This is a genomic window from Anaerosporobacter mobilis DSM 15930 (genome assembly GCF_900142955.1).
Taxonomy (GTDB): domain Bacteria; phylum Bacillota; class Clostridia; order Lachnospirales; family Lachnospiraceae; genus Anaerosporobacter; species Anaerosporobacter mobilis.
This window is the reverse complement of record NZ_FRCP01000021.1, coordinates 1-24497: the sequence shown is the minus strand read 5'-3', so window position 1 is coordinate 24497 and position 24497 is coordinate 1. Positions and strand designations below refer to the sequence as shown.

General features: G+C 32.8%; 31 protein-coding genes and 1 pseudogene. 8 read left to right on the top strand and 24 right to left on the bottom strand.

Annotated elements, in window-relative coordinates; translation table 11 throughout:
• Window positions 1-305: 305 nt before the first annotated feature.
• Window positions 306-1139: a MerR family transcriptional regulator gene (locus BUB90_RS18835; protein WP_073290307.1), complete on the top strand. Its 834-nt coding sequence runs from the start codon at window positions 306-308 to the stop codon at window positions 1137-1139.
• Between the two features lie 84 nt (window positions 1140-1223).
• Window positions 1224-2222, top strand: coding sequence for a serine hydrolase domain-containing protein (locus BUB90_RS18830; RefSeq protein WP_073290304.1), 999 nt, complete (start codon window positions 1224-1226; stop codon window positions 2220-2222).
• A 158-nt stretch (window positions 2223-2380) separates the two neighbouring features.
• On the opposite strand, the gene BUB90_RS18825 is transcribed toward BUB90_RS18830, so the two are convergent.
• The 12 genes from BUB90_RS18825 to BUB90_RS18770 all read right to left on the bottom strand — a co-directional run bounded on the left by BUB90_RS18825 (window position 2381) and on the right by BUB90_RS18770 (window position 11438).
• The gene (locus tag BUB90_RS18825; protein WP_073290302.1) at window positions 2381-3373 is read right to left on the bottom strand and encodes a MerR family transcriptional regulator; all 993 of its coding nucleotides are present in this window, start codon (window positions 3371-3373) and stop codon (window positions 2381-2383) included.
• A 63-nt stretch (window positions 3374-3436) separates the two neighbouring features.
• The gene (locus tag BUB90_RS18820) at window positions 3437-3622 is read right to left on the bottom strand and encodes a hypothetical protein (RefSeq protein ID WP_073290300.1); all 186 of its coding nucleotides are present in this window, start codon (window positions 3620-3622) and stop codon (window positions 3437-3439) included.
• A 202-nt stretch (window positions 3623-3824) separates the two neighbouring features.
• Entirely contained in the window at window positions 3825-4121 is a 297-nt protein-coding gene (locus BUB90_RS18815; RefSeq protein ID WP_073290298.1) for a YciI family protein, read from the bottom strand.
• Between the two features lie 273 nt (window positions 4122-4394).
• Window positions 4395-5144 carry an amino acid ABC transporter ATP-binding protein gene (locus tag BUB90_RS18810; protein ID WP_073290296.1) on the bottom strand — a complete coding sequence of 250 codons (750 nt, stop codon included), beginning with the start codon at window positions 5142-5144 and terminating at the stop codon, window positions 4395-4397.
• Window positions 5131-5820: an amino acid ABC transporter permease gene (locus tag BUB90_RS18805; protein ID WP_073290294.1), complete on the bottom strand. Its 690-nt coding sequence runs from the start codon at window positions 5818-5820 to the stop codon at window positions 5131-5133. The genes BUB90_RS18810 and BUB90_RS18805 overlap by 14 nt, the downstream gene beginning before the upstream one ends.
• A 122-nt stretch (window positions 5821-5942) precedes the next feature.
• Window positions 5943-6674: a basic amino acid ABC transporter substrate-binding protein gene (locus BUB90_RS18800; RefSeq protein ID WP_073290292.1), complete on the bottom strand. Its 732-nt coding sequence runs from the start codon at window positions 6672-6674 to the stop codon at window positions 5943-5945.
• A 555-nt stretch (window positions 6675-7229) separates the two neighbouring features.
• The gene (locus BUB90_RS18795) at window positions 7230-7565 is read right to left on the bottom strand and encodes a rubredoxin-like domain-containing protein (RefSeq protein WP_073290290.1); all 336 of its coding nucleotides are present in this window, start codon (window positions 7563-7565) and stop codon (window positions 7230-7232) included.
• Between the two features lie 77 nt (window positions 7566-7642).
• Window positions 7643-8239: an FMN-dependent NADH-azoreductase gene (locus tag BUB90_RS18790; RefSeq protein ID WP_073290288.1), complete on the bottom strand. Its 597-nt coding sequence runs from the start codon at window positions 8237-8239 to the stop codon at window positions 7643-7645.
• Window positions 8240-8284: 45 nt separating this feature from the next.
• On the bottom strand, window positions 8285-9166 hold the full coding sequence (locus BUB90_RS18785) for a pirin family protein (protein WP_073290285.1): 882 nt from the start codon (window positions 9164-9166) through the stop codon (window positions 8285-8287).
• Between the two features lie 113 nt (window positions 9167-9279).
• The gene (locus BUB90_RS18780) at window positions 9280-9723 is read right to left on the bottom strand and encodes a MarR family winged helix-turn-helix transcriptional regulator (protein ID WP_073290283.1); all 444 of its coding nucleotides are present in this window, start codon (window positions 9721-9723) and stop codon (window positions 9280-9282) included.
• A gap of 72 nt (window positions 9724-9795) precedes the next feature.
• The gene (locus BUB90_RS18775; protein WP_084139381.1) at window positions 9796-10443 is read right to left on the bottom strand and encodes a YoaK family protein; all 648 of its coding nucleotides are present in this window, start codon (window positions 10441-10443) and stop codon (window positions 9796-9798) included.
• 101 nt (window positions 10444-10544) lie between these two features.
• A complete protein-coding gene (locus BUB90_RS18770; RefSeq protein ID WP_073290278.1) occupies window positions 10545-11438 on the bottom strand; it encodes a LysR family transcriptional regulator in 894 nt (297 codons plus the stop codon).
• 237 nt (window positions 11439-11675) lie between these two features.
• On the opposite strand from BUB90_RS18770, the pseudogene BUB90_RS24340 reads away from it, so the two are divergent.
• Together BUB90_RS24340 and BUB90_RS18765 are read left to right on the top strand one after the other, a co-directional pair.
• Window positions 11676-11828 (top strand): annotated as a pseudogene (locus tag BUB90_RS24340) (4Fe-4S binding protein); the annotation flags it as partial.
• A gap of 30 nt (window positions 11829-11858) precedes the next feature.
• Window positions 11859-12503 carry a nitroreductase family protein gene (locus BUB90_RS18765; protein ID WP_330393810.1) on the top strand — a complete coding sequence of 215 codons (645 nt, stop codon included), beginning with the start codon at window positions 11859-11861 and terminating at the stop codon, window positions 12501-12503.
• Between the two features lie 70 nt (window positions 12504-12573).
• Here the strand turns inward: BUB90_RS18765 and BUB90_RS18760 are convergent, their stop codons facing one another.
• The 7 genes from BUB90_RS18760 to BUB90_RS18730 form a co-directional block, all read right to left on the bottom strand.
• On the bottom strand, window positions 12574-14064 hold the full coding sequence (locus BUB90_RS18760; protein ID WP_073290274.1) for an aldehyde dehydrogenase family protein: 1491 nt from the start codon (window positions 14062-14064) through the stop codon (window positions 12574-12576).
• A gap of 277 nt (window positions 14065-14341) precedes the next feature.
• Window positions 14342-14716, bottom strand: coding sequence for a desulfoferrodoxin family protein (locus tag BUB90_RS18755; RefSeq protein WP_073290272.1), 375 nt, complete (start codon window positions 14714-14716; stop codon window positions 14342-14344).
• A gap of 98 nt (window positions 14717-14814) precedes the next feature.
• Entirely contained in the window at window positions 14815-15909 is a 1095-nt protein-coding gene (locus BUB90_RS18750) for a sensor histidine kinase (protein ID WP_073290270.1), read from the bottom strand.
• On the bottom strand, window positions 15906-16580 hold the full coding sequence (locus BUB90_RS18745; RefSeq protein WP_073290479.1) for a response regulator transcription factor: 675 nt from the start codon (window positions 16578-16580) through the stop codon (window positions 15906-15908). The genes BUB90_RS18750 and BUB90_RS18745 overlap by 4 nt, the downstream gene beginning before the upstream one ends.
• Window positions 16581-16814: 234 nt before the next feature.
• Window positions 16815-17507, bottom strand: a complete 693-nt coding sequence (locus tag BUB90_RS18740; protein WP_073290268.1) for an ABC transporter ATP-binding protein — start codon at window positions 17505-17507, stop codon at window positions 16815-16817.
• The gene (locus BUB90_RS18735) at window positions 17507-18592 is read right to left on the bottom strand and encodes an ABC transporter permease (RefSeq protein WP_073290266.1); all 1086 of its coding nucleotides are present in this window, start codon (window positions 18590-18592) and stop codon (window positions 17507-17509) included. The genes BUB90_RS18740 and BUB90_RS18735 overlap by 1 nt, the downstream gene beginning before the upstream one ends.
• 85 nt (window positions 18593-18677) lie before the next feature.
• On the bottom strand, window positions 18678-19367 hold the full coding sequence (locus BUB90_RS18730) for a helix-turn-helix domain-containing protein (RefSeq protein WP_073290263.1): 690 nt from the start codon (window positions 19365-19367) through the stop codon (window positions 18678-18680).
• Window positions 19368-19549: 182 nt separating this feature from the next.
• On the opposite strand from BUB90_RS18730, the gene BUB90_RS18725 reads away from it, so the two are divergent.
• Complete coding sequence (locus BUB90_RS18725) at window positions 19550-20257, top strand: YjjG family noncanonical pyrimidine nucleotidase (protein WP_073290261.1); 708 nt, start codon at window positions 19550-19552, stop codon at window positions 20255-20257.
• Between the two features lie 419 nt (window positions 20258-20676).
• Here the strand turns inward: BUB90_RS18725 and BUB90_RS18720 are convergent, their stop codons facing one another.
• The 4 genes from BUB90_RS18720 to BUB90_RS18705 all read right to left on the bottom strand — a co-directional run bounded on the left by BUB90_RS18720 (window position 20677) and on the right by BUB90_RS18705 (window position 23066).
• Window positions 20677-21159 carry a GNAT family N-acetyltransferase gene (locus BUB90_RS18720; RefSeq protein ID WP_073290259.1) on the bottom strand — a complete coding sequence of 161 codons (483 nt, stop codon included), beginning with the start codon at window positions 21157-21159 and terminating at the stop codon, window positions 20677-20679.
• Between the two features lie 28 nt (window positions 21160-21187).
• Entirely contained in the window at window positions 21188-21628 is a 441-nt protein-coding gene (locus BUB90_RS18715) for a hypothetical protein (protein WP_073290256.1), read from the bottom strand.
• 275 nt (window positions 21629-21903) lie between these two features.
• The gene (locus tag BUB90_RS18710) at window positions 21904-22350 is read right to left on the bottom strand and encodes a cupin domain-containing protein (RefSeq protein WP_073290253.1); all 447 of its coding nucleotides are present in this window, start codon (window positions 22348-22350) and stop codon (window positions 21904-21906) included.
• A 212-nt stretch (window positions 22351-22562) separates the two neighbouring features.
• Entirely contained in the window at window positions 22563-23066 is a 504-nt protein-coding gene (locus tag BUB90_RS18705; RefSeq protein WP_073290251.1) for an Rrf2 family transcriptional regulator, read from the bottom strand.
• A gap of 185 nt (window positions 23067-23251) precedes the next feature.
• Between BUB90_RS18705 and BUB90_RS18700 the strand changes: the two genes are divergently transcribed.
• Both BUB90_RS18700 and BUB90_RS24335 read left to right on the top strand, forming a co-directional pair.
• Window positions 23252-23623: a pyridoxamine 5'-phosphate oxidase family protein gene (locus BUB90_RS18700; RefSeq protein WP_073290248.1), complete on the top strand. Its 372-nt coding sequence runs from the start codon at window positions 23252-23254 to the stop codon at window positions 23621-23623.
• Window positions 23624-23635: 12 nt separating this feature from the next.
• Entirely contained in the window at window positions 23636-23812 is a 177-nt protein-coding gene (locus tag BUB90_RS24335) for an ATP-binding protein (protein WP_073290245.1), read from the top strand.
• Window positions 23813-23943: 131 nt separating this feature from the next.
• Here BUB90_RS24335 and BUB90_RS18690 read toward each other — a convergent pair whose 3' ends face one another.
• Window positions 23944-24150: a DUF3955 domain-containing protein gene (locus BUB90_RS18690; RefSeq protein ID WP_073290243.1), complete on the bottom strand. Its 207-nt coding sequence runs from the start codon at window positions 24148-24150 to the stop codon at window positions 23944-23946.
• 228 nt (window positions 24151-24378) lie between these two features.
• Between BUB90_RS18690 and BUB90_RS24330 the strand changes: the two genes are divergently transcribed.
• On the top strand, window positions 24379-24497 hold a 119-nt coding region (locus BUB90_RS24330), incomplete at its 3' end, for a helix-turn-helix domain-containing protein (RefSeq protein WP_073290240.1).

The window sequence follows — 24497 nt, the reverse complement described above, 5'->3', positions numbered from 1 at the left end:
ATTATTATACTTTATTTTTATTAATAACACATCATTCAACATTATAATAAGCTATTCAACATTTAGCAAATGCAAATCGCTGTAAATGATAGGATTTCTTGTACTTTTTTTAGAACATAAGATGTTTTATTGCTTTCTAAGCAATTTTTTAGCGAAAAAAGGCTTTCTCTATCCTTCTGTATGATTATCAAGCCTTAATCTTGAATAGATTTCCATAATGTAGACTTTATTACATTGACTTTACCCTTAGGGTAAGGTGTAAGATAAACGTAAGCATATAGGATACGCTTAGAGGAGGAGAATCTATGTTATCGATTGGAGAGTTTTCAAATATATGTAAAGTGTCTACAAAGACGCTTCGTTATTATGCTGAAATAGGCCTACTTCTGCCCGATGAAATCATCCCTGAAAATGGTTATCGATATTATTCTATCGAGCAATTAGAAACAATGTTATTTATCAACCGATTAAAATCATACAATTTTTCTTTAGAGGAAATAAAAAACATACTTGAAGCAGAAGAATTACAGGACGAAAAACTTTACTTAGAACTTACCAGAAAGAAGAAAGAGATTGAGAAACAAGTACAAGAATTCGAAAAAACCTTAGACCAACTAAATACTGATCTAACAAACTTGAAACAGGGCAAATCAATTATGTCTTATATGGAAAGCATTGATACTCAACTTGTTGAAGTACCAATGATGTATCTTCTATCTATTCGAAAAATGGTCCATGAACACGAAGTTGCTGAAGAATATGGCAACTGCTTTCGTAAATTATTTAGGAAAACTCAAGTCGACAAATTAACTGTACTTGCTCCACCAATGGTACTTTTTCACAGCGAAGAATTTAGTCCATTTGGTTTAGATATTGAATTTGCTATTCCGGTAAAAGAGTATGTTACAGGTACAAGAGATTTCTATCCAGGACTATGCTTAAAAACTGTTTTGAATGGTTCTTATTCTAACCTATCTTCTGTATACACGAAACAGCGTGAATGGGCAGAAAAGGAAGGCTATGAATCTAGCAATGCTCTATATGAAGTATATGTAACTGACCCTTCTGGAGTTTCACAAGAAAGTGATCTTATAACTGAGATTTATTATCCTGTTAAAAAGAAATCTACAAATATTTAGACCAAGAAACCAAGACTACGTTACATTCCCTGTGTAACCAACCATTAAGTAAGAAAGAGAATAAAAGATAAAGGAGAGAATTATATGAATACATCCTACGGATTAGAAAAAGTGACAGCGCTTGAGAAGAAAATAAACGATGATTATCGTAATATTGCAGGTATGGTTGTATTAAAAGACGGTAAAACACTATATGAAAATTACTTTAATGAATGCACTGCTACTAGCCGAATCCATGTTTATTCAGTAACCAAAAGTATTATATCTATACTAATTGGGATTGCCATTGACAAAGGGTATATCAAAAGTATCGACCAAAAAGTACTGGATTTCTTCCCAGATTACACGGTTAAAAGTAGAGAAAAAACACTACAGAATGTTACACTTAAGAATTTGCTGACAATGACAGCCCCGTATAAATATAAATTTGCTCCCTATATAAAGTATTTCACCAGTGATGACGGGGTAAAATTTACGCTCGATTTATTAGGTGGTAAGGGGCAGATTGGGGAATTTAGATATACTCCCCTCATAGGACCAGATATTTTGTCGGGCATTCTTATAAAAGCAACTGGCCAATCTGTACTAGATTTTGCAACGGATAATTTATTCTCACCACTGGGAATTAGTGCCCTGAGTAATGTGACCTTTCATAGTAAAGAAGAACAACTCGCATTTAATAAAGCTAACAATATCAGCGGTTGGGTTGCCGACGGGGCTGGAACTAATACAGCCGGATGGGGGTTAACTCTGTCTCCTACGGATATGGCAAAAATCGGTCAATTGCTCTTAGATAATGGAATATGGAATGGCGAACAAATTGTATCTGCAAGATGGGTAGATGAGAGTACAAAGGTACATAGTAGGTGGGAAAAACAAAATTTAGCCTATGGATATCTTTGGTGGATTCTTGATGATAAAGAACATGCTTTTGCAGCTATGGGAGATGGAGGAAATGTGATTTACGTCAATGCCAAGAAAAAGATAGTGATTTCTATTGCTTCACTATTTGAACAAAAGGTCAAGGATAGACTGGAATTTATTAAAGGGTATATTGAACCCATATTTGAGAATTACGAATAGTGATTTACAGATTTTACTTATTCGTATAACCTGTTTCAGCCGATACTGGTCATAGCACAAGTACTATTAGGATATTCCGTCTATTCGAAGTATATTCTGAAGCATAAAATGTCGGTAAAGCCCATAAATACAGGTTATACCGACATTTTCAACTTATGCTACTTAGCTGTCAACAATTTAACAGGTAATAGTAAATCTAACTGTCCATCGATACCGTTTTCTGGCCAGCCCATGTGTGCTGAATAGATCCAATTAAGATGTTCTTCAAGACATCCTCCCATGATTTCTTCACCGAGTTCGCTGTAATTAACTTCATACTTATCACTATTTTGAACCCATTCTGCTAAATCCGCCCATTCATTAAAATTAGGAAATGTAATGGTATGGGCAGCATATAAACCACCATTAAACCGCTTCTTGGTGAGAGGTGCTGGAACTTCCATATCCTCAGGAATCGTTATCAAATCCTCATATCCATAAAACTCTCTATCTTCGGATGGATTCGGATGGTTAAATCCAAACATTCTCGCATCCGGTTTTCTTTCATAAATCTTACTCTCTTGAACAAATTTACTCATCTGATTCCCGACTACTTCTTCTGGGTTTTCACCCACATAATGAAAGGAAGCCACTGTACAAGGTGGCAGCAACACCATTCTTACCTCCAGGTTTTTATTCAATGTTTCATTTGCTTTATTAAGTTCATTCATTGACCGTTCCTCCTTTAGATTTAATTTTGAAAGGCAAAGAGTATCTACGACTTTTATTAGTTCTCTATCCTCCAACAGATCCAATCTTATATCGTTTTGTAAGCTTATACTAAGCCTGGACACAAAAACATTTAAGATATCTCGTATGGTACTAAGGGCATTAATTTCATCTTCAATTTCATTAATATTCTCTTGAAATATATTGAGTGTATCAACTTGTTCTTTGTCTTCGAATATTAATGCGATTTGCTTCAGAGGAATATGTAACTTACGGAGTACGATGATTTGTTGCAGACGCCTTACAGCAATTTCATCATACATTCGATATGCATAGTCCTCCTTACGGTGACTAGCTAAGAGTCCCATTTTCTCATAATAGCGAAGCATTCTTGTAGATACATCAAACCTTTTTGATAGTTGGCTAATTGTCATCGTTTCCATGCACTCATCTCCTTTCTGGATTCATTTTAAAGTACGACACAGTGTCAGAGTCAAGAGGGTTTTCTAATTAATTATAGTTCTTGGATTACTTGCATGTTGTTCACTCATTTTTTCGTAATAACACCAACACTCTTTAATAGGATATTTAATTGGTTCACCAGTTACGGTATCGATCCGACTTAATACTTTATTCGCACTTACAATAATCTCGTCTATCTCAGAACGTTCTTTTCTTCTAACGAATAACATTCTCTTCATCCCCTCTGAACTTCATATTCTTTTACCATTATATAACATTCGCAGTATATATACATTATAAATATGTTGTGAAATCGATATGAAACATGACTACTTATAATCTGCTTATAAAAAAAGAACCAACTCAACTTGGCAGTTGAATTGATTCTTTTTAGAACTATAGTTTCCTATGAGTAAATACTATTCTATGACCTTATTTCATATCAAACCAATCACTTGGTGATTGATTAATATAATGAGGCATATACTCTATTACTCTGTACTCTTGTATCCCTGCTACTTTAAAGGGCTCAGCAGATAAATACTCCTCTACTTGAGCAATAGAATCTGCTTTCATAATGAATAGACCACCACTCATATCCGACTTAAGCCCAGACATTACTATTAACCCTGCGTCCATTGCTTTTTGAGAATACGCTTTATGTTCATTCATTGTATTTTCTTCAACTTGTTCCATCTTTAATGTTCCTTCTACGATAAAACATTTCATTGTATCATTCTTCCTTTCTTCGTATAGTTATAGATATATAATTTATTCGGCAAACTAAACTTATTAATGGTATCTCCCTTATTCCCCTACAAATAGTATAGCACATTTATACATATTTATAATATTATAATATTTAATAACAATCTCTTCTGTACGATATAATAGGTATTTTCTTTAACCAAAAAAAGATGAATCAATTTGAAGGTTTCTCAAATGTTTGTCAAACAAACTTACATCTGGGAATCTTTCAAACTTGATTCATCTTTTAATACTCTATAATACTTTACTTAAAAAGTTTTGTAAACGTTCACTCTTTGGATGTGCAAACAATTCTTCAGGAGTATCCTCCTCAACGATTTGTCCTTGGTCCATAAAAATCACTCTACTTGCGACTTCCCTTGCAAATCCCATTTCATGAGTAACAACCACCATGGTCATATTATCTTCTGCAAGCTCTCTCATAACACCAAGAACTTCACCAACCATCTCCGGATCGAGAGCAGAAGTTGGTTCGTCAAATAGCATCACCTCTGGTTTCATACATAAAGAACGTACAATTGCAATACGCTGTTTTTGTCCACCGGATAATTGGGCTGGATACGCATCAGCACGATCCTCTAATCCTACACGCTTAAGTAAACGCATAGCTTCCTTCTCAGCATCTGCCTTACTCACTCCTTGTAATTTCATTGGAGCAAGGGTAAGGTTTTGTAAGATAGTCTTATGAGGAAACAGATTGAAATGTTGGAATACCATCCCCATCTTCTGGCGTAAAGCATTCACATTTACACCTTTTTTTGTCAACTCATTCCCTTCGAAAAAGATCTGGCCGGATGTCGGCGTCTCCAGTAGATTCAAACATCTTAGAAAGGTACTTTTTCCAGAGCCAGAAGGTCCAATAATAAATACTACTTCACCTTTATTAATATCACAATTTACATCATTTAAGGCAAATTTTTCACCAAACTGTTTCTTTATGTTTTTTACTTGAATGAGAGAATCTCCGATATTAGTGTGCTCCATTGTTCAATCTCCTCTCTAATCGTCCTACTAAGAAAGTAAAAATCATAACAAGTACAAGATAGATAGCTGCTACCCCGAACAACGGGAAGAATGCCGAATATGTCTGACTTCTTATAATATCTCCTGCTTTTGTTAAATCAGCAAGTGCAATATAACCTGCTACTGACGTTTCTTTTAATAATACGATGAATTCATTACCAAGCGCTGGCAATACATTCTTGATTGCTTGTGGCATAATAATATATCGCATCGTTTGCATATAATTAAACCCTAAACTTCTACCTGCTTCGAACTGACCTTCGTCAATGGACATAATTCCACTTCGAATAATTTCAGCTACATAAGCACCAGAATTTATACCAAATGCAATAACCGCCACAAATACTTTGTCAATTCGAACACTACCAAATACAACGAAATAAATAATTAATAACTGTATTACAACTGGTGTTCCACGAAAAACCGTAAGGTATATCTTACATAAAACATTTAATATCTTACATTTTCCTGTCTTGTCATGGGTAGATCGTATCATCCCAACTATAAAACCAATGCAGATACCTATTAATACTGCCAAAAATGTAATCGTCAACGTAACTTTAAGACCATCTACGATATACATCCAACGATCTTTCTCTATAAAATTCTGCGTAAATTGATCGATGATTTTCTCCATTTATATATCCATGCCTATCACAACCTATCTTGTGATACTGCTAAACCAATTAAGTTGGCATACTACAACGGCATGGCTCCTTTCATATAATTCAAACTACTATAGGTCCTATATGCAGTTAATTAGTCTTCATTGATATATTTATCAATAATTTTTTGAAGTTCACCAGATTCTTTTAGCTTCTCTAAAGATTTATTGATTTGTTTTTGAAGTTCTTCATTACCTTTTTTGATTGCTATTGCATACTCTTCAACTGCAAATTCTTCTTTTACGATTTCGATATCTTCGCTTTGACTAACGAATACTTTAGCTGGCTCATTATCAATGATTACTGCATCAATCTTTCCTTGACTTAATGCTTGCACTGCTTCAAATCCTTTATTGTAACGTTCTACTGTAGCATCTTTTACATCATCTGCATATATATCGCCAGTTGTTCCTAATTGTACGCCAAGTGTTTTACCTTCTAAATCACTTGCTGTAGTTATCGTACTACCCTTTTTCACTATAATAACCTGTGTTGCTGTTGTATAAGAATCACTGAAATCAACATTCTCTAAACGATCTGGCATAGCTGTCATTCCCGCTAAACCAATATCAGCTTTGCCTGATTGTACCGCTGTAATAATTGAATCAAACGCCATATCTTCAATAACTAATTCTTTTCCTAAATCATCTGCTATCGCTTGTGCAATTTCAATGTCGATACCTTTGAAATCACTACCATCAAGATATTCATATGGTGGAAACTCTGCATTCGTTGCCATTACTAATGTATCTTTCTTTGAGCCGCATGCCATCGTAGAGATTGCCATTGCTACTAATAATCCTGTTAATACTAATTTTTTCTTCATTTTATTTTCCCCTTTTCTTTTCCTTTTCCTTATTATTTCAGATAATTTGAAATTCATAGTAGACTATAAAATAGTTATCATACATTAGAATAATTCCAATAATGAGAACAAATTTTTGTCATTCACTTAGTATATTCTAATTATAACGTATATTCATTAAAAATCAAGTATAAAAATACATAATCATGCATATTTTTATACTTTTGTGTATATTTATGTATTTAGCAACATATATATTTATTTTTATGCATATTTTATATAGTTCATGCATTTTTATTCTAGTTTTATACAGTTTTTATTCATTGTAATAACACTACTAACGGACTTTTCCGACTTAGAAAGGTACAAGTAGCACTACGATCTGGCTTCTCAAGTCCATCAGCATTTATCAGAATGTTTAAGCTTATAAAACCTGTACCCCCACACAATTCAGACAAATGTACACATCATAACAGTGAAAAAGGTAGAGACTTTTTATTTGGTCTCTACCTTTTGAGTATATTTTTTTACTTTTCTTACTATATCAAACTCTCTTTGACTTGATAATATTGCATTCTACCACTTACCGTTAGCCATGTGTCCTGCAAGTTCTGCTTTACATCTTTGTTTGATAACCCAAGCTTCATTTTTCGCTTTTTCGAATGCAGAAACACATTTTGGATCTAGGTTTTCTTCTATCCCCTCTTTTGAAAGCTCAGCAATTCTATCTGCTAATACAATGATTTCAGCGTGGATGTTGTTCGTTCTATCAGAAGCATAGATTTTTTTTGCATCTTCTTCACTAAGTTCAACAAACTTTTCTTTGCCTAAACCACATTTTGGACAAACCTCTGGTGCTTCAATCCCTTCAGCGATATAGCCACAAATAGAACATTTAAATATTTTTTCCATAGTCTTTTCCTCCGTATTATATATTATATTATTATTGTCTATCATTACAATACGTTATGCACGTATAGTAACCTAACTTAAAATCTTTCTAAAAATGCTTTAGCTTTTTCAATTGCTTCGTCAACTTTCCCTTGAACATCTGCTCCTATAACGTCAACATTGTCTATAGCTATTGTTTCCATATCTGTAATACCAAAGAATCCGAATATAGTTTTCAAATATCTATCTCCCATTTCATATGGAGAGTCAGCATATTCACCACCTCTAGCCACAATATTAACAGCCTTTTTATTTGTTAAAAGTCCAACTGGACCTTCTGCAGTATATTTGAATGCTATTCCTGTAACACTTACATAATCGATGTAAGCCTTTAAAATTGCAGGAATACTTAAATTCCACATTGGAGCTGCAACGATATATTTGTCTGCCTCTGCAAACTGATATGCGTATTTTAAGATTGGATTCTTCTTACTTTCTTCATCTTTAGGTCCGAAGATTTTTCCTAAATCCTCTGGTCTTAGGAAATCTATATTTTCCTTATATAAATCCAACTCGATTACTTCATCTCCTGGATTTTTTTTCTTATATTCTTCCACAAAGGCATCAGAAACCTTGAATGTTCTTGATTCTCCATCATTTTTAATATTTGCTTTAATATATAATACTTTACTCATCTTTTTTTCCTCCGATATATTTCGTGTAATTTAATTTATTTTAAACTAAAAGTCTTGTGTTCCAAATTTATTATTCTCAAAATCTTCATAAGCTTGATATATTTCATCTGTCGTGTTCATAACAAACGGTCCATAAGAAGCAATTGGTTCATCAATTGGTTCTCCACTTAATACCACAAATAGATTCTCTTTTGCTACTGACTCAACTAAAATCTCGCCAGATATATTATCAAATAAGATAAAATCTTTTTCTTTCACTACTGTATCTTTATTTAATTTAACTTCTCCTTTTAATACAAGCATTCCTGTATTAAAGTTACTAGGTTCGTTTAGGGTAACATTTCCACCATTAATTAAATTTACATTATAGATATTCATCTTAGTAAATGTACTAGCTGGGCCTTGTACTCCCTTTACTTCTCCTGCAATAATACTAATCTCTCCTTGATTATCATCAAGTTTGATCTTTCCCATATCTTCTTTTAATAAGGTTTGATATTTGGGTTCTGACATCTTCTTATCCTTTGGTAGATTAACCCAAAGTTGTATCATATGAAGCGTTCCACCATTTTTACTAAATTCTTTCTCATGGTACTCTTTATGCAAGATTCCTGAAGCGGCTGTCATCCATTGGACGTCGCCAGGTCCGATAATTCCATGATTACCTTTATTATCATGATGTTCTACTTTGCCTTCATATGCAATCGTTACTGTCTCGAAACCACGGTGTGGATGTGCTCCAACTCCACGAGCATTAGCCGATGGTTCGTAATAATGTGGTTCGTGATAGTCTAATAAAAACATTGGAGACAGGCGTTTCATATCACTTAATCCTGCCGGTAGATATTGAGATACCCTAAATCCATCTCCGACCATATGAGGCTCTGGTCCTCTGAATATATTTTCTATAGTTCTGAAATGTTCCATTATATTCCTCCTTTCACTGCTATAATTTCGAATTTATTACTAATTAGTGATATTTATCTAAATTTTTATTCTTAATGAGTCTTAAACTTTTCAAATAAAGTTTTATTTAGTTATTATAGAGTCTTAAACTTTTTAAGTATAGTTTTTAGAATTAATTTTTCTTCATCACTCAAAACCTTAAAGATATCTCTGATATTACTAACGTGTTTAGGTAAAATCCCTTCTATACATTGACTTCCTTTGTCCGTTATTGATATTATGCAGGACCGTTTATCTCTTGGATCCACTTTCCTGTGTATAAACCCTTCCTTTTCCAGATTTTTCACTACCACTGTTATATTGCCAGATGTCGTTAATATTTTCTCTATCAACTCATTAATCTTTAAATCACCTTTGCTATATAGCGCTTCTAAAACTCCAAATTGTGTTGGTGTAAGTCCACTATCTTTGATGGTCTGATACTCTTTCTTATGAATAGCGTGTTCTGCTTTTGTGAAGACAACCAAAGTAGATAAATCTAGTTCACTTTCTTTCATCAGATCTTTTAATGTTTTCATGAACTTAATATATCACTAATTAGTGATATTGTCAAATTATATTTTCAGACTATTTTTAACCAATTAATTATATTACTGATTATTAATAAGCATAAGCAGAAAAACAATACTCAAAACTATACAGGAGAGTATAATTGCTTTAACCCCAAGAATAATGGATGCGATTGCTCCTATTGCAGCACCTATAATAAAAACAATAATAATTGCTAAATATTGAAAACTTCTATGTAATTCACTTCTATCTTTATTATCCAAATAGTTATAAAAGTATTCTGTAGCACTTCGTAGATTTCCCGTACACATCGTTGTTGCCATTGCATTCCCATTAAATTTACGGAAACTTTGCACCTGTAGAGAACATACGAATGACACTAAAACATTGGCTATCATATCATACCAGCCTCCATTCGGTATGAATGTAATCCCTAAAAGTACGAAAAGTTCAACTACAATGATAATCTGTCTCCAATGAATTCTTACACTGTTTTTGTATCTTTTTCTAACGATCTCCGCAATTAAAATTCCCAGTACGAATGCTATAATTGGTATAAGATATTTCAGACTTCCAATTAAATTTCCCTCTGCAATCCTAATGCCCAACAAAACAAGGTTTCCTGTTTGTGCATTAGCAAATACACCACCCCTGCAAATATACGTATATGCATCAAGAAAGCCACCAACGCAGGCAAGCATCATTCCTAATATAATTGTTTCTGACATTTGTTTATTTTTGTTCCTTGTATTCCTTATATTCATTGTATTCGCTTCTTTCCTTATCTTTCATTTTCTTTCGTTTAAACTTACTTCCCCACCAAACGGGATTAAGAATTTTGCATTTGTTTATCTAGATGAATGGCATAAGCTTTAAACTCTTCCGCTTTAGTCGGAAGGTCAATTTTCTTATTCCAACCCATATAGATATTCTTATATCCAATATCATCCTTGATTTTAAGTATTGATATCTTGTTGGTATTAATCATAGGGGTATTCAGCACGATTGCAATACCCGCACCCGCCGCAACCAATCCGGAAAGCATACTTTCTTCACTGGGTTCTACTGATATCTTAGGTGTATAGCCAAGTAACTCAGCATAGGATACTTTTTGGTTAGGATTTTTACCGTTATACGCGATAAAATATTCCTCTTTCAGATCTTTTAAGTAAACCTCTTCCTTCTTTGCTAAATAATGATTCCTTGAAACTATTAAAACATACTCTTCCTTCTTAACTAATACCGATTCTATCTCAGGATATTTATCAATATCTTCTATCTTATCGAAGAAAGCCATATGAATCCTTTCATATCGTAGATCTTTAAAAAGCTCTTCTGTATCCCGAATATTAAAATTGAATTTGGTATGACCATGTTGGTTCAAGAATTCACTAATCAGAAAAGGAATAAAGGTTATTCCGATACAGTTGGTGGCTGCTACTGAAATGACCTGGTCATTCCCATACTTCATCTCTTCCATTTTTTTAATGCCTCGATCAATATCATCAAGTGCTGATTCGGCATATTTTAAAAACACTTCACCATATTTCGTTATCTTAATATTCCTTCCATCTCTTTCAAATAATTGAACATCTAATTCTTCTTCCAGTTTTGATATTGCCTTGCTCAATGCTGGTTGACTAATTGATAATTGATTAGACGCAGATGTAATCTTTTTCGTTTCTGCTATTACTTTAAAGTACTCTAATTGTTGCAAATTCATATTTTCACTACCTCGCACAGAGCATACTATGGAAACTCTTAACTTTTCGTTATATATTCATGATTTTTTTTAAATAGACTAACGTCTATCCATAATGATATAATCACATCTATCTATAAAACTATAACTTAGTGATATAACTGAATTATAATTTTTATGCATACTATTGTCAAATAAATTCATAAGAAACAGTAACAAAGTAACTTATACTAACTTAGGCAATTACGAAAAGGAGAGATTTACATATTTTCAGTAGACAAAGAAAAATGTATCGCTTGCGAACAATGTATCAAAGACTGCCCTACACACATAATTTCGCTAAAAGAAGGTAAAGCAGAAATCTACGGTGATACCTGTTTAAAATGTGGTCACTGTGTAGCCGTATGTCCAGTAGAAGCCGTATCAACCGATGATTATAATATGGATGAGGTAAAACCTTATGATAAAGATACTTTTTCCATTGATTCTGACACTCTGTTAAATTTCATTCAGTTTAGAAGAAGTATTCGTAGATTTAAGGATAACGATATTGAGCAAGAAAAAATCCAAAAGATTATTGAAGCAGGTCGATATACGCAAACCGGAACTAACAACCAAGATGTATCCTATGTAGTTGTAAGAGAAAAACTAAATGAACTAAAAAACCTTACTTATAAAAGCCTAAAGCAAAAAGGCGAGTATATACTAGCAAATTTAACTCCTGAAACAGAGCACTTAAAAGGCTATGCAAACATGTGGGTGAATATGTACAATAAGTATCAAGAAGACCCTGCAAAGAACGATAACTTGTTTTTCAATGCTCCACTTGCAATTTTTGTTACCTCTCCTTCCCCACTTAATGGAGGCTTGTCTTCTTCCAATATGGAACTTATGACTGACGCTCTAGGCCTTGGAACTTTCTTTAGCGGCTTCACAATTGCTGCCTCCAAAGATAATAAAGAGATCTTAGATTTACTTGGTGTAAAGGATGGGAATCAATTAATATCCTGTCTAGTAATTGGCTATCCTGATGTGAGATATCAAAGAACTGTTCCACGAAAAGAAGCAAACATAAACTGGATTTAATATTAACATAAAATCAGGGAAGAATTTTTCAAGTAAATTCTTCCCTGACTTTGTGTTATATTACTCCTAATTATTGTTCTTGCTTCACATACATTCCACCTGGTTTATCAGAAAGATTAATTATAATATTCTTCATTTGGCTATAATGATCAAGAATTACCTTGTGTGTTTCTCTACCAATACCAGAGTCTTTGTAACCTCCAAAGGATGCTCCTGCTGGGAAAGTATTGTACGTATTGACCCAGACACGTCCAGTTCTAATACCTCTTGCAACTCTAATTGCCTTATTAATATCTTTGGTAAACACTCCACCAGCTAAGCCAAAATCACTATCATTAGCCATGTCAATTACTTCATCAATTGTCTTAAACTTAATAACAACTCCTACTGGTCCAAAGATTTCCTCTCTTGCAACTCTCATAGTATTTGTTACATCTACTAATAGAGTAGGTTTCATAAAGTAACCCTTCGAAGCGTCACCTTCTACCAATCTTTCGCCACCAGTAGCAACTTTAGCACCTTCATTCTTACCGATTTCAATATAGCTTAAAATCTTCTTTAATTGTTGTTCACTTACTTGAGCACCCATCTGTGTTGATGGATCTAGTGGATTTCCTACTTTAACTTTTTCAAAAGCTGCAACCGCTTTTCCAATAAATTCGTCATAGAAATCTTCTTGAACAAAGATTCTTGATCCAGCGGAACAAACTTGCCCTTGATTAAACAAGATACCTAATTGAATACCTTCTAAGGCAATATCCATATCTGCATCACTAAAGAATACGTTTGCTGATTTACCACCAAGTTCTAGTGTAGAAGGTATCAAATTCTTCGCAGCGGAGATACCAACCTCTCTACCTACTTCTGTTGAACCTGTAAAGGCTAACTTATCAAGCCCTTTATGATGTTGTAAATACTCACCACTCTTAGAACCCTTACCAGTGATAATATTAATTACACCTTTTGGTACTACATCTCCAATTAATTTCATCAATTCTAATACACTAAGTGAAGTAGTACTAGATGGTTTAAATACACTCACATCACCTGCTGCAAGTACTGGAGCTAACTTCCAAGCAGCCATTAGGAATGGGAAGTTCCATGGTACAATCTGACCAACCACACCGATTGGCTCTCTAAGAATTAAGTTTAGGGTATTCTCATCTATCATAGTAGACGTTCCCTCTTCTGCCCGAATAACCCCTGCAAAATATCTAAAATGATCTGCTGCTAATGGAATATCTGCACCAGTTGTTTCTCTAATTGGTTTACCATTGTCCATAGTTTCTACCGTTGCTAAAAACTCAGCATTTTCGTCAATGATATCTGCTATCTTATTAAGCACCGCTGCTCTTTCGCCAGGAGTTGTTTTACCCCAAGTTTTAAAAGCTTCTCTTGCAGAAGCAATTGCTTCATCCACATCACTGTTTGTAGCATCTGCTATTTCAGCTAATAAATCACCATTGGATGGATTGTAGGTTTTTATAGTTGCACCATCGGATGCATCTCTCCATTCTCCGTTTATATATAGTTTATATTTATCTTGTAATTGTAAGTTCATACTTTACCTCCATGTTTTATAATAATTATATATCAACTATTACGTTCTTTAATTGTGTGATAATTCTTAGTAACTGTTGTTATTGTATCACACTTGATTTAATAATGCAATTTTGATATTAAATTAACTATGTAATTGTTAAATTTCAGATATTTTTCAATTTTTATACAAAAATGGCTTATATAAATGCAAGAAACATTTATATAAGCCTGATGTGTGTTTTTTATATTCAAAATACTTGATAATACCTTATCAAACCTTACACAATCTTCTTTTCTTAATCTATATCAGCTTTCCATAATCCATGTAGGTTACAATAAGCATATGCAGCAATAGCCTTGTCCCCGTCAGCAACCTGGAATTTAACGACTGGTTGTACATCATGTGACAAGATTTGATATTGTCCACCTTTTTGTGTCTCTAATATTACCGTAGTAATAGAATGTTCTTCCGTCATGGGATGTGTAACACTTCCAACGTTTACAGTTACCGTATTCCCGCTACAAGTGATGACAGGAAGATGTTTTTCAGTAGCTGCCTCTACACTATTAGGTGTGATTTCATTGGCGTCTGAAAGTGATGTAGCGTCTGTATAACAATTACAAATTGGAATTACAAGTCCATTATTACTACATTTAAAAAATTTAATCATAGGATAAGTCCACCTTTCATTTTACATCGTATGTTACATACATAGTGTGGCTTATCTCATCAAATCTATTCTACTTGAGATCTTAATTACCTATACCTCTAAATATTCAAGTGCGAAGTTTGAATTGGTAGCTTAATAACAAATGTAGTTCCTACCCCTACATGACTTTCTATATCAATTTGTCCCTTGCTTATCTCTACTATTCTCTTTACAATCGCTAATCCCAAACCATTCCCGACCTTAGAATGGGCGGCTTCTCCTTGATAAAACTTTTCAAAAATTCTCTTTTTATTATCTTCTGGTATTCCAATACCTGTATCTGTAATTTTTACCACTACCTCGTCATTAAAGCTTTTTAATTGTATGGAAATTTCCCCACCGTACTCAGTGAACTTAATTGCATTCTCTATTAAGTTTATCCATATTTGTTGAATTAAATCTTCATCCCCTTTGAATTTAACTTTATCTAAATTAATATTTAACTCTATATTCTTTGGGGCCCATTTGTCTTCTAACAATACTATGATTTTTCTTATTTGCTCATCCAAAGAGAATTCTGTTATTTTGTTTGGAATACTTTGATTATCTAATCTCGATATTCGTAACATATTAGAAGATAATTTGCTTAGTCTCTCTGTTTCTTCAATAATTATATCTATATATGCATCTCTTTTCTCTTCTGGTAAATCCTTATTCTTTAACATCTCTACAAATCCCTGAATAGAGGCGATGGGTGTCTTAAATTCATGGGATACATTACTTATAAAATCCTTGCGTAGATACTCCATATTTTTCAATTCGTTTATCATTAAGTTAAAATTTTTTGCTAATGTTCCAATTTCATCTTCGCTTTCATAATCTATATAGATATCAAAATTACCCTTTGATACTTCCTTCGTGATATTACTAATATATTTTATAGGCTTTGATATGGCTTTTGTTGCCGTAAACATTAATATGGATCCGATAATTACACAGATTGTTAATGTTACAATAATTAATATTGATCTTTGATGTATCATATAAACTTGTTCATTGGTGTAATTTGTACTGTTCGAAGATATAATAGCCTTCACAAAATCAATTTGCGAGATATGCATCAATCCAAATGATGCAATACAAGCAAAACAAAGAATTCCAATAAACGTTAACGCAAATTTCGCATGAATAGATTTTTTAAACTTATTTCTCATAGATACCTCTCCACTTTATAGCCTAATCCCCTAATCGTTACGATTTTAAATTCTTCTCTGTCGCTAAATTTTTTACGAAGCTTTTTAATGTGAGAATCTACCGTCCTTTCGTCTACATCTACATCCATCCCCCATATATCATCTAATAATTGTTGACGAGTAAATATCTTTTTCGGATAGCTTAATAACTTATATAATAGATAGAATTCTTTTTTCGGAAGTTCATACACCTCTTCCCCTGTATCTACTGTCAATGTGTTATAATTTAATACCATATCACCAATTTGCAGGATGTTTTCATTGATTATTTGAGCACGTCTTAATAAGGCGGAAACTCGTAATACCATTTCGTTTATGTTGATTGGTTTTACCATATAATCATCTGTACCTAATCGAAATCCCATCTCTTTGTCTTCAAAGTTATCCTTCGCTGTTACCATTAATATAGGCATTGTATATCCTGATTCTCTTACTATCTCTATTAACTGATAACCATCCATGATTGGCATCATAATATCCGTTATTAATACGTCTATTTTATTATTCTCTAATATTTCAAGTGCTTTTTCCCCATTTTGTGCTTGAAATATCTCATATCCCTCCATTTCTAAACGGTCAGACATCAACATTCTTAGATTATTATTATCCTCTACTACTAGTATTGATACCATCTTACTACTACTCAATTAATTTCCCTTCTTTCTATTTTATAACTGGTTCGAGTGTCAAAAGCTAATTTTAGTTTCGATTTCGTCAATCTGCACTGTTTAGTTTATAATCTCTAGTATGTACTAATTCCTTGTTAATTGCAAAAAGGGTTGCTACACAATTAATTATCGTTATGTAACAACCTTATTTTCACTTTTCGTAATAGTTTTTACGTATTATTATTTACGTACTATTTTTTACATATTACTTTTTACATCATGGATTTTACCATTCTCTATTCTATAAATCACATCTACCAAATCCAATATTCTTTCATCATGAGTTACCATGATAGCAGCCCTGTTTTGTTTCTTAACCACTTTCCTAATCATCTCCACAACTTGTCTTCCTCTAGGGCCATCTAAACTTGCTGTTGGCTCATCTGCTAGAATAACATCTGGTTTATTCATAAATGCTCTTGCAATCGCAACACGTTGTTTTTCTCCACCTGATAATTTATTCGGATATTTCGTTTTACTATCTAATAATCCCAAATCATTTAGTAGCTCATCTGCATATGCTTCAAATTCCTTTTTGTCTTTATTCTTAGAGATTTTAGCGATTAGATTCAACTGATCTCCTATATTCAAATAAGGAATTAATTGATGAGACTGAAAAATAAATCCAATTTTCTCTTTTCTCACACGGATCCAATTTTTCTTATTGTTATCAAGTGATGTATCCCCTATGATTACTTCCCCTTCTGTGCTTGAAAGTAATGCACCTGCAATTGATAACATTGTGCTTTTACCAGAACCCGATGGTCCTACGATTGCTACAAATTCCCCTGGTTTTACTTTTAATGATACCTTATCTAAGACAGTATTCTCATTATCTCCGTCTTGATACACTTTTGAAATATTGTTTAATTGTAATGCATAACTTGTCATTATTCATGTCCTCCAATTGCCATTAACGGATCGATCTTTGCAACTTTCCTTAAAGAAACTAAACTAACTACTATAGAAATAATTACAAACGCTAGTGATATAATCCCAGCAGGGCCACACTGTAAAGAAAATGGCATACTACTTGGTAATATACTTGATATAGCAAATGTTAGGACATTCCCCACAAGCATGCTACCTCCTGCTAATATAAGTACTTGCGTAATAATCGTTGCTGATAGAGTTTTCATCTCCATTCCTAGTGCCTTCATGACACCAAATTCCGTTAATTTTTGTGTGGTGATAATATAGAAGAATACTCCCAAAATAGCTGCAGAAACTATTACAAGAACCCACAAAATCATATTAATGGACATCTGTTCTTGCGAATGTCCTGGTATATTATTAATAACGTCGTCTTTTGATATAACTTCTGCATTCGTTAACTCGATATTATCTATATCTTGTCCCTTGATAGCAATGGCATTATATTTTACTTCATCATTCTTATTGATTTTTGTCCTTATGTCTTTCAATGTATTTAAAGATATAATACCTACCGCAGAATGTCCATACATTTGGTCTTTCACAAATCCTGTGACTTTCATTTCAATACCAGAAGCGGAGTCCACTACCGTATCCCCTATTGAGATTTCCTCCTCTAAGAAAGATCTATTTAATAGAATAGAATTTTCATCACCTGAAAACTCACTTCCATCAATTATCGGTGGCATCATGAAGCTTTCCGCATCAACTGCTAGATACGTAACATCTAACTTCTCTTGCTTATCTTTCTCGTACATACTCATTCTCATTAGATTAATTGGTGTTACCTCGCTACTTGTCATTCCTTTAACTTCTTGAAACTGCTCTTTCGTTACTGTAGATCTCGTAATAATAGAATCTGCATCATCACTTATTATGTAATGATTTGCCCTTGCATTCTTAATTGATGCACTAGTTGCTAATGATAATCCATTTGCTAATCCTGATAAGAACAAAACCATAAAGGTTAATAAGATTAACATGGATACGATTAACGAATATCTTGCCTTGTTGTACTTTAAATCTTTTATTGCTAAAAACATGTTTTTTCTCCTTACTGATGTATTTTCTTTTGTTTAATAGAATATACATCAGCAATGTGTCCTCAGTATGACCAAACAAAATTTATTAAAGTGGATTTATAAAAAGATTCTTAGATAATTCTCTAAGCCTCTTATTATCCAATATATTTATTCTTTTATCCTCACATTTAATAATAGATTTCGCTTCCATTTCTTTAAATGTTCTATTTAAGTGCCTATACGTTGTTCCTAAGAACTCAGCGATTTCTAAATAGGATGAAGTTAATATTATATACTCCTCATCTGTTGTATGCTCCACTAGGTAGCTAGCCAATCTATTAATAAGTGGATAGACAAAATTATATGAGCTATTATTAATCGTTGCACTGAGTTTTACGCTTAGAGAATCTACTAGATGTCGTAAAAACTTTGGATTATCAAAATACTTTTTTCTAAGGATATCTGAAGATAACACTATCATATACGTATCCTCTACTGCATCTATGTTACAGATTATGGGATCATCTTTTAAAAGTTCCATATCTCCTATCGTAACAAAATCATTGTAGAATTTTAAATTCGAATACTTCCCATTTTCTAAGATATAATAAATTTTAATTTTTCCTCCTACAAGTAAATAATAATATTCAAGTTTATTCGCTGCTTCTAAGATATACTCTCCTTTTTCGAAAAAATAAAGTTGCGCATATTTTAACATGTCCTCATCAAATATTTGATCTATATTATGTTTTTTAATGTAATGCTCCAAAAGACTGTTGTCTACTATTTTTCTCATAAATACTCCTAGCATGACCTATGTCATATTTTAATTCTTGTAAATATAGTATCTTATTTATTAGTAGCTGTAAAGGATAGGTGTTTTTAAATCATGCTTTACTTATCAGCAATATAACAGTATATTAATCATAAAACTACCTCGAAACGAGGTCGTATACAACTATATGGAGGAAATACATTATGAACTATGAAGTAATACTATTCGATGCGGATGAAACTTTATTTGACTTTGAGAAGTCCGAAAGAGAAGCTTTTAAAAATGCTATGCTAGAATTTGGAATACAATATGACGAAAATTATCACTTGAAGATCTATCAGGTTATAAATACAGCAATATGGAAAGAATTCGAAGAAGGCCTTATAACCCAAGAAAAACTAAAGGTAGAGCGATTCGAAAGATTGTCTACTAAATTAAATCTGGAGTTTGATGCCTCACAATTTGCGAAGTCATATATGAAACACTTGGCTGACGCCTCCTTTTTGTTTGAGAATAGTTTAGAGCTTGTAGAGACTCTACATAAGGATTACACCCTCTCTATAGTCACTAATGGCCTTACCTCCGTTCAAGAGAAAAGAATCAGAAAATCTGTTATAGCACCATACTTTAAGGATATCGTAATTTCCGAAGAGATCGGAGTATCTAAACCTAATAAAGAAATCTTTGCGCATGCTTTAAAAGGCATAAACCAAGTAGACAAGAGCAAGGTAATCATGATAGGGGATAGTTTGACTTCTGATATTCAAGGTGGCATTAACTTTGAAATCGATACTTGTTGGTACAACCCTAACAAACTTGTTAATGAAACGGGAATAAAACCGACTTATGAGATTAATGACCTTAAAGATCTTCCTGATTTACTAGCTAATCCACAGAAGTATAACTATTAAATATTCCCCTGAACTTGAGAGTTGTTGTAAATAGGCAGGCTCCGCGAAATGATTTTGATTCCATAAAAACTGAAAACTATATAAAAAGACTATTCTGAAATTACAGGATAGTCTTTTTGCTTGTGCCAACAAAATTGCACAGATAATTTTGTGAAATTATTCTTGTAACCAAATTAATGTCTTTTTTTTCTTGTCGCTAACAACATTGCAACCATACATATAAAAATTATAATTGCTGTACTAAGGTCTTTACCACTTACTATAGTAATTATGAGATTAATAAAGGAGATTACTACAGCCAACATTGGTAGAATTTTAATAAATCTTATTTCCTTACCATTCATCTAACCAACCATCTCTTCTTTCATTATTTACTTTATCACTTCACTTCAATGAACTTCATTGTAATACTATTACTATTAAAAAGTCAAGCGCATATCATACCAAACTGCTCCACCATGGGTTGATTGTGATATTCCTTCATTTTTAAATCCGAATTTCTCATAATAATGCAGCAGTTTTTCTTTACAGGTAAGCACTAAACCCTTACGCCCTTGTGCCCTGGCATCATAAATCACTCTATTGATTATAGCTTCTGCACAACCTTGTCTACGATACTCTGGAATCGTGTTTACTCCGAAAATCATTTGCCACTGACCATTTTCGTCATGCATCTTAGCATCTTCAAACATCTTATCCTGTAGTATGGATTCATCTGTCACCAGTCCATTTACAAATGAAACAATCTTCCCCTTATCTTCCATAACCCAAAAGTAATTCGGATAAACTGTCAATCTCTCTTTGAAATCTTTTTCTGTTGCAGCCTCCTCTATAGGAAAACATCTTAACTCAATAGCAGCAATTGCTTCTAAATCTTCCATAGTTGCCATTCTTATCTTCATATACGTTAACTCCTTCTAAACGGTCTTATTAGTAAAAAGGAATTTCGAACAAACGAAAATTCTCCAACTCATTATCTTGTAAAAATAGTGCAAAGGTTTGTTCATGAGAGCAAATAGAGCACATAACTCTGTCACCTTTATAAAAACAAGGGTCCTCCAAAAAATATATCTCATTAAATGAATTAAATCTTATTAAATCTCCCTTATTATATAAATATTCTATCATCATTTCATCCATTTTAAAATAATATACTTTATATAAGCCTCCAATGGTGCAATGAGAATTATAGGTAAATCGATTCCCTATATAATTTTCATTAGGTAATAGCACTTCATGTTTGACCTTCTTACTCTCCAATGTCAAATACTCTTTTTTCTTCCTATTAAAATTAAAATCGTTTACATAGTGTTGTAACTGTTTTTTTACTTCTTCTAATTCCACCAAATCATAACATTTCATTCGATCCAAATAATTAAATCATTCATAAATCGTAGTCTTCTATTTAAATCTTCCTTACTATACTCATCAGCAATGTCATTAAGTGAATTTATATATTCATCTGGAGTAAGTAAGTAATAATCCATAATAACTGAATAAGTTATTTTATTGCCCAAAGAACTTAAAAATCCAATTAATTTATAATTGATTGATGGTGCAAATAGTTCTTGGGCCAATTAAAATAGGTACTAAAAAAAGCCACAACATTGGGCCAGTAACGGCTTTTTGAGTGGCTTTTTGAGTGGCTAGTGATAATTTCCTTCTCTATCAGAATCTGCTTTTGTAACATGAATTGTTCCATGTGGGTGATGCGGAGGAGCATACACCGAAAACAATTTAATTGGACAGCAACCCGTATTAACAAGGTTATGCCACGTATTTGCAGGAACAAAGATACCAGCACCAGGTATAACTTTACATTGGTAATCAAGATTATTCTTACATTCGCCCATCATCATAATACCGTTCCCTGATTCAATGTAGAAAAATTGGTCAGTATCAGGATGGATTTCTAATCCTATTTCAGAGTTACATGGGATTGCCATAAGGGTAAGCTGTAAATCCATTCCTGTCCAACGTGTTGTACGGAAATTATTGTTTTGAATCGTGTCTTGGCAAAGATCTGTAACAAATGGGTAAGGCCCTTGATCTATTTGGTTGTAGCAAGAATCGTAATCATTATAAAATCTCATATTTTTTCACCTCAAATTATTATATGTGGATGGTGACAATATGTGAAAACGTAGAGAAGCCAGTTAGATTCATCCATTATCTCCATACTCTTTCTCATCTAATAATTGTTGAAAAAATAAAAGCAAAGAAAAAACTTTCATTGCTTTTTTAAATATTTATTCATCTTTATAAAAATTTACTTTTTACACGAACTTTACACCCCGATTTTTCATTAACTCCTGGTATTCTTAAACCATTCTATCGTTGCTTCTTCCATTTCTTTTGGAAGTACATTACTATATACTTGATTATATAGCCATTCTAATGTTTTATTGTTTAAATATTTTTTCATTTCGTTTTCAGCTTCTAACATTACTACCTTTATTAAACAAGGACACTTCGTATGCGTATCTGGTAAATTATCCTTATCTAGTAATATATTATTCTGTCTAATCTCTGCACATTGAAAGAATGGTTCTCTTCCCTCTACCGCTTCTACAACGTCCCAAAATGTTATTTTATCTGCACTACGAGCTAAAGTATATCCACCCTTTACTCCTGGCACAGATTTTATTATTCCAGATTTACTTAATCTTGCATATACCTTGGACAGATAACTTTCTGATATACCTTGAAAAGTTGCCAAATCCCTAATCCCAATTGATTTACCTTCTTCTAAATTAACCATGTATAGCAAACAATGTAGTGCATATTCTACTCCCACTGAAAATTTCATTTCATTTACGCTCCTTAAAATGTACTATCTTTATCATACATTATTATTAAATTTGATTCAAGCCACCGTATTACATTGAGTTAAAATAACATTTTATTGTTGACATAATATGAAAATAATCATATTATAATTATAGACATTATTTATCGACGATATAAATTATCTATAATATGGAGGAATATAAAATGTTTACAGAAAAATTTTTAGAAGTTTTAGAAAATGAAGGAGTTGTTTCAATTGTTACTTGTGCAAATAATGAGGCACATGTATCAAATACTTGGAATAGCTATCTTGTTATAGTAGAAGAAAACAAAATATTAATTCCAGCTGCTGCAATGATAAACACAGAGAATAACATAAATATTAATCCTAATGTAAAATTGACACTGGGTAGCCGCAATGTAATGGGATATAGATATATGGGAACTGGATTTTTACTTGAAGGAACTGCTAGATTCTTAAAAGAGGGGGATCACTTCAAAATGATGAAAGATAAGTATCCTTTCTTAACTAGAGTATTAGAAGTTACCGTTAGCGCTTGTAAACAGACGTTATAACGAGGTTACAGTATGCCTAGAATAATTGATAAATCTATGTGTATAAGTTGTGGAACCTGTGAAAGAGTATGTATAGTTGGATGTATAACACACTTAGAGAATAAAAAGCGAATAATAAATCCATCCGCTTGTGTCGATTGTGGAGCATGCCAACTTGCTTGCCCTAAGAACTGCATAACCAAAAACTAGGAAAGAATATTGATAGCCTGCATTCCAAAAAGGTTGTTCAAAATAGACAACCTTTTTCTATTTATAACTTATCTTAGTTTTTTCAATAAGATGGATAACCACTACTAATATACTAACTTAATTTAGTTTATCTAGTTTATTTTTTTAATAAATAACGATACTACATTTACTATTAGCCAAACCAAACCAATTAATACAAATAAATATGCCATTGGAATTAAATAAAATGGTTCAGAAAGTGTTCCATCAGCAAGTACCTCTGAACCGATTACGTTATAGGAAAGAAAACATATCCCCGCAATAATAAATGGAATTACATTTAATAAATATTTTTTCATGATACTACCTCCGTTTTTAAGATTTTTATTTTTTATTTTTCCTCCTCAATTGTAAATCGAGATGCAACCTCTCTGATTTCAATTGAACTCTAATACTACTAAAAATTATATATATGCCAGGAGGTTGCATCCTGGCTTACAAAAGATTGGTTTATGACCAGTCTTTTTGTTTGCACATTTATTTAGTTCCATATATCCTATGATAGTTGGCGGCAGACAGGAGGATATATGTCTAAATTTTTTACATATGAAGAAAGACTAGATCTACAAAAGTTTCTGAAAGATAGTCTTTCGTTTAAAGAAATAAGCCGCAGATTGGATAAGAATCCAACAACCATATCACGTGA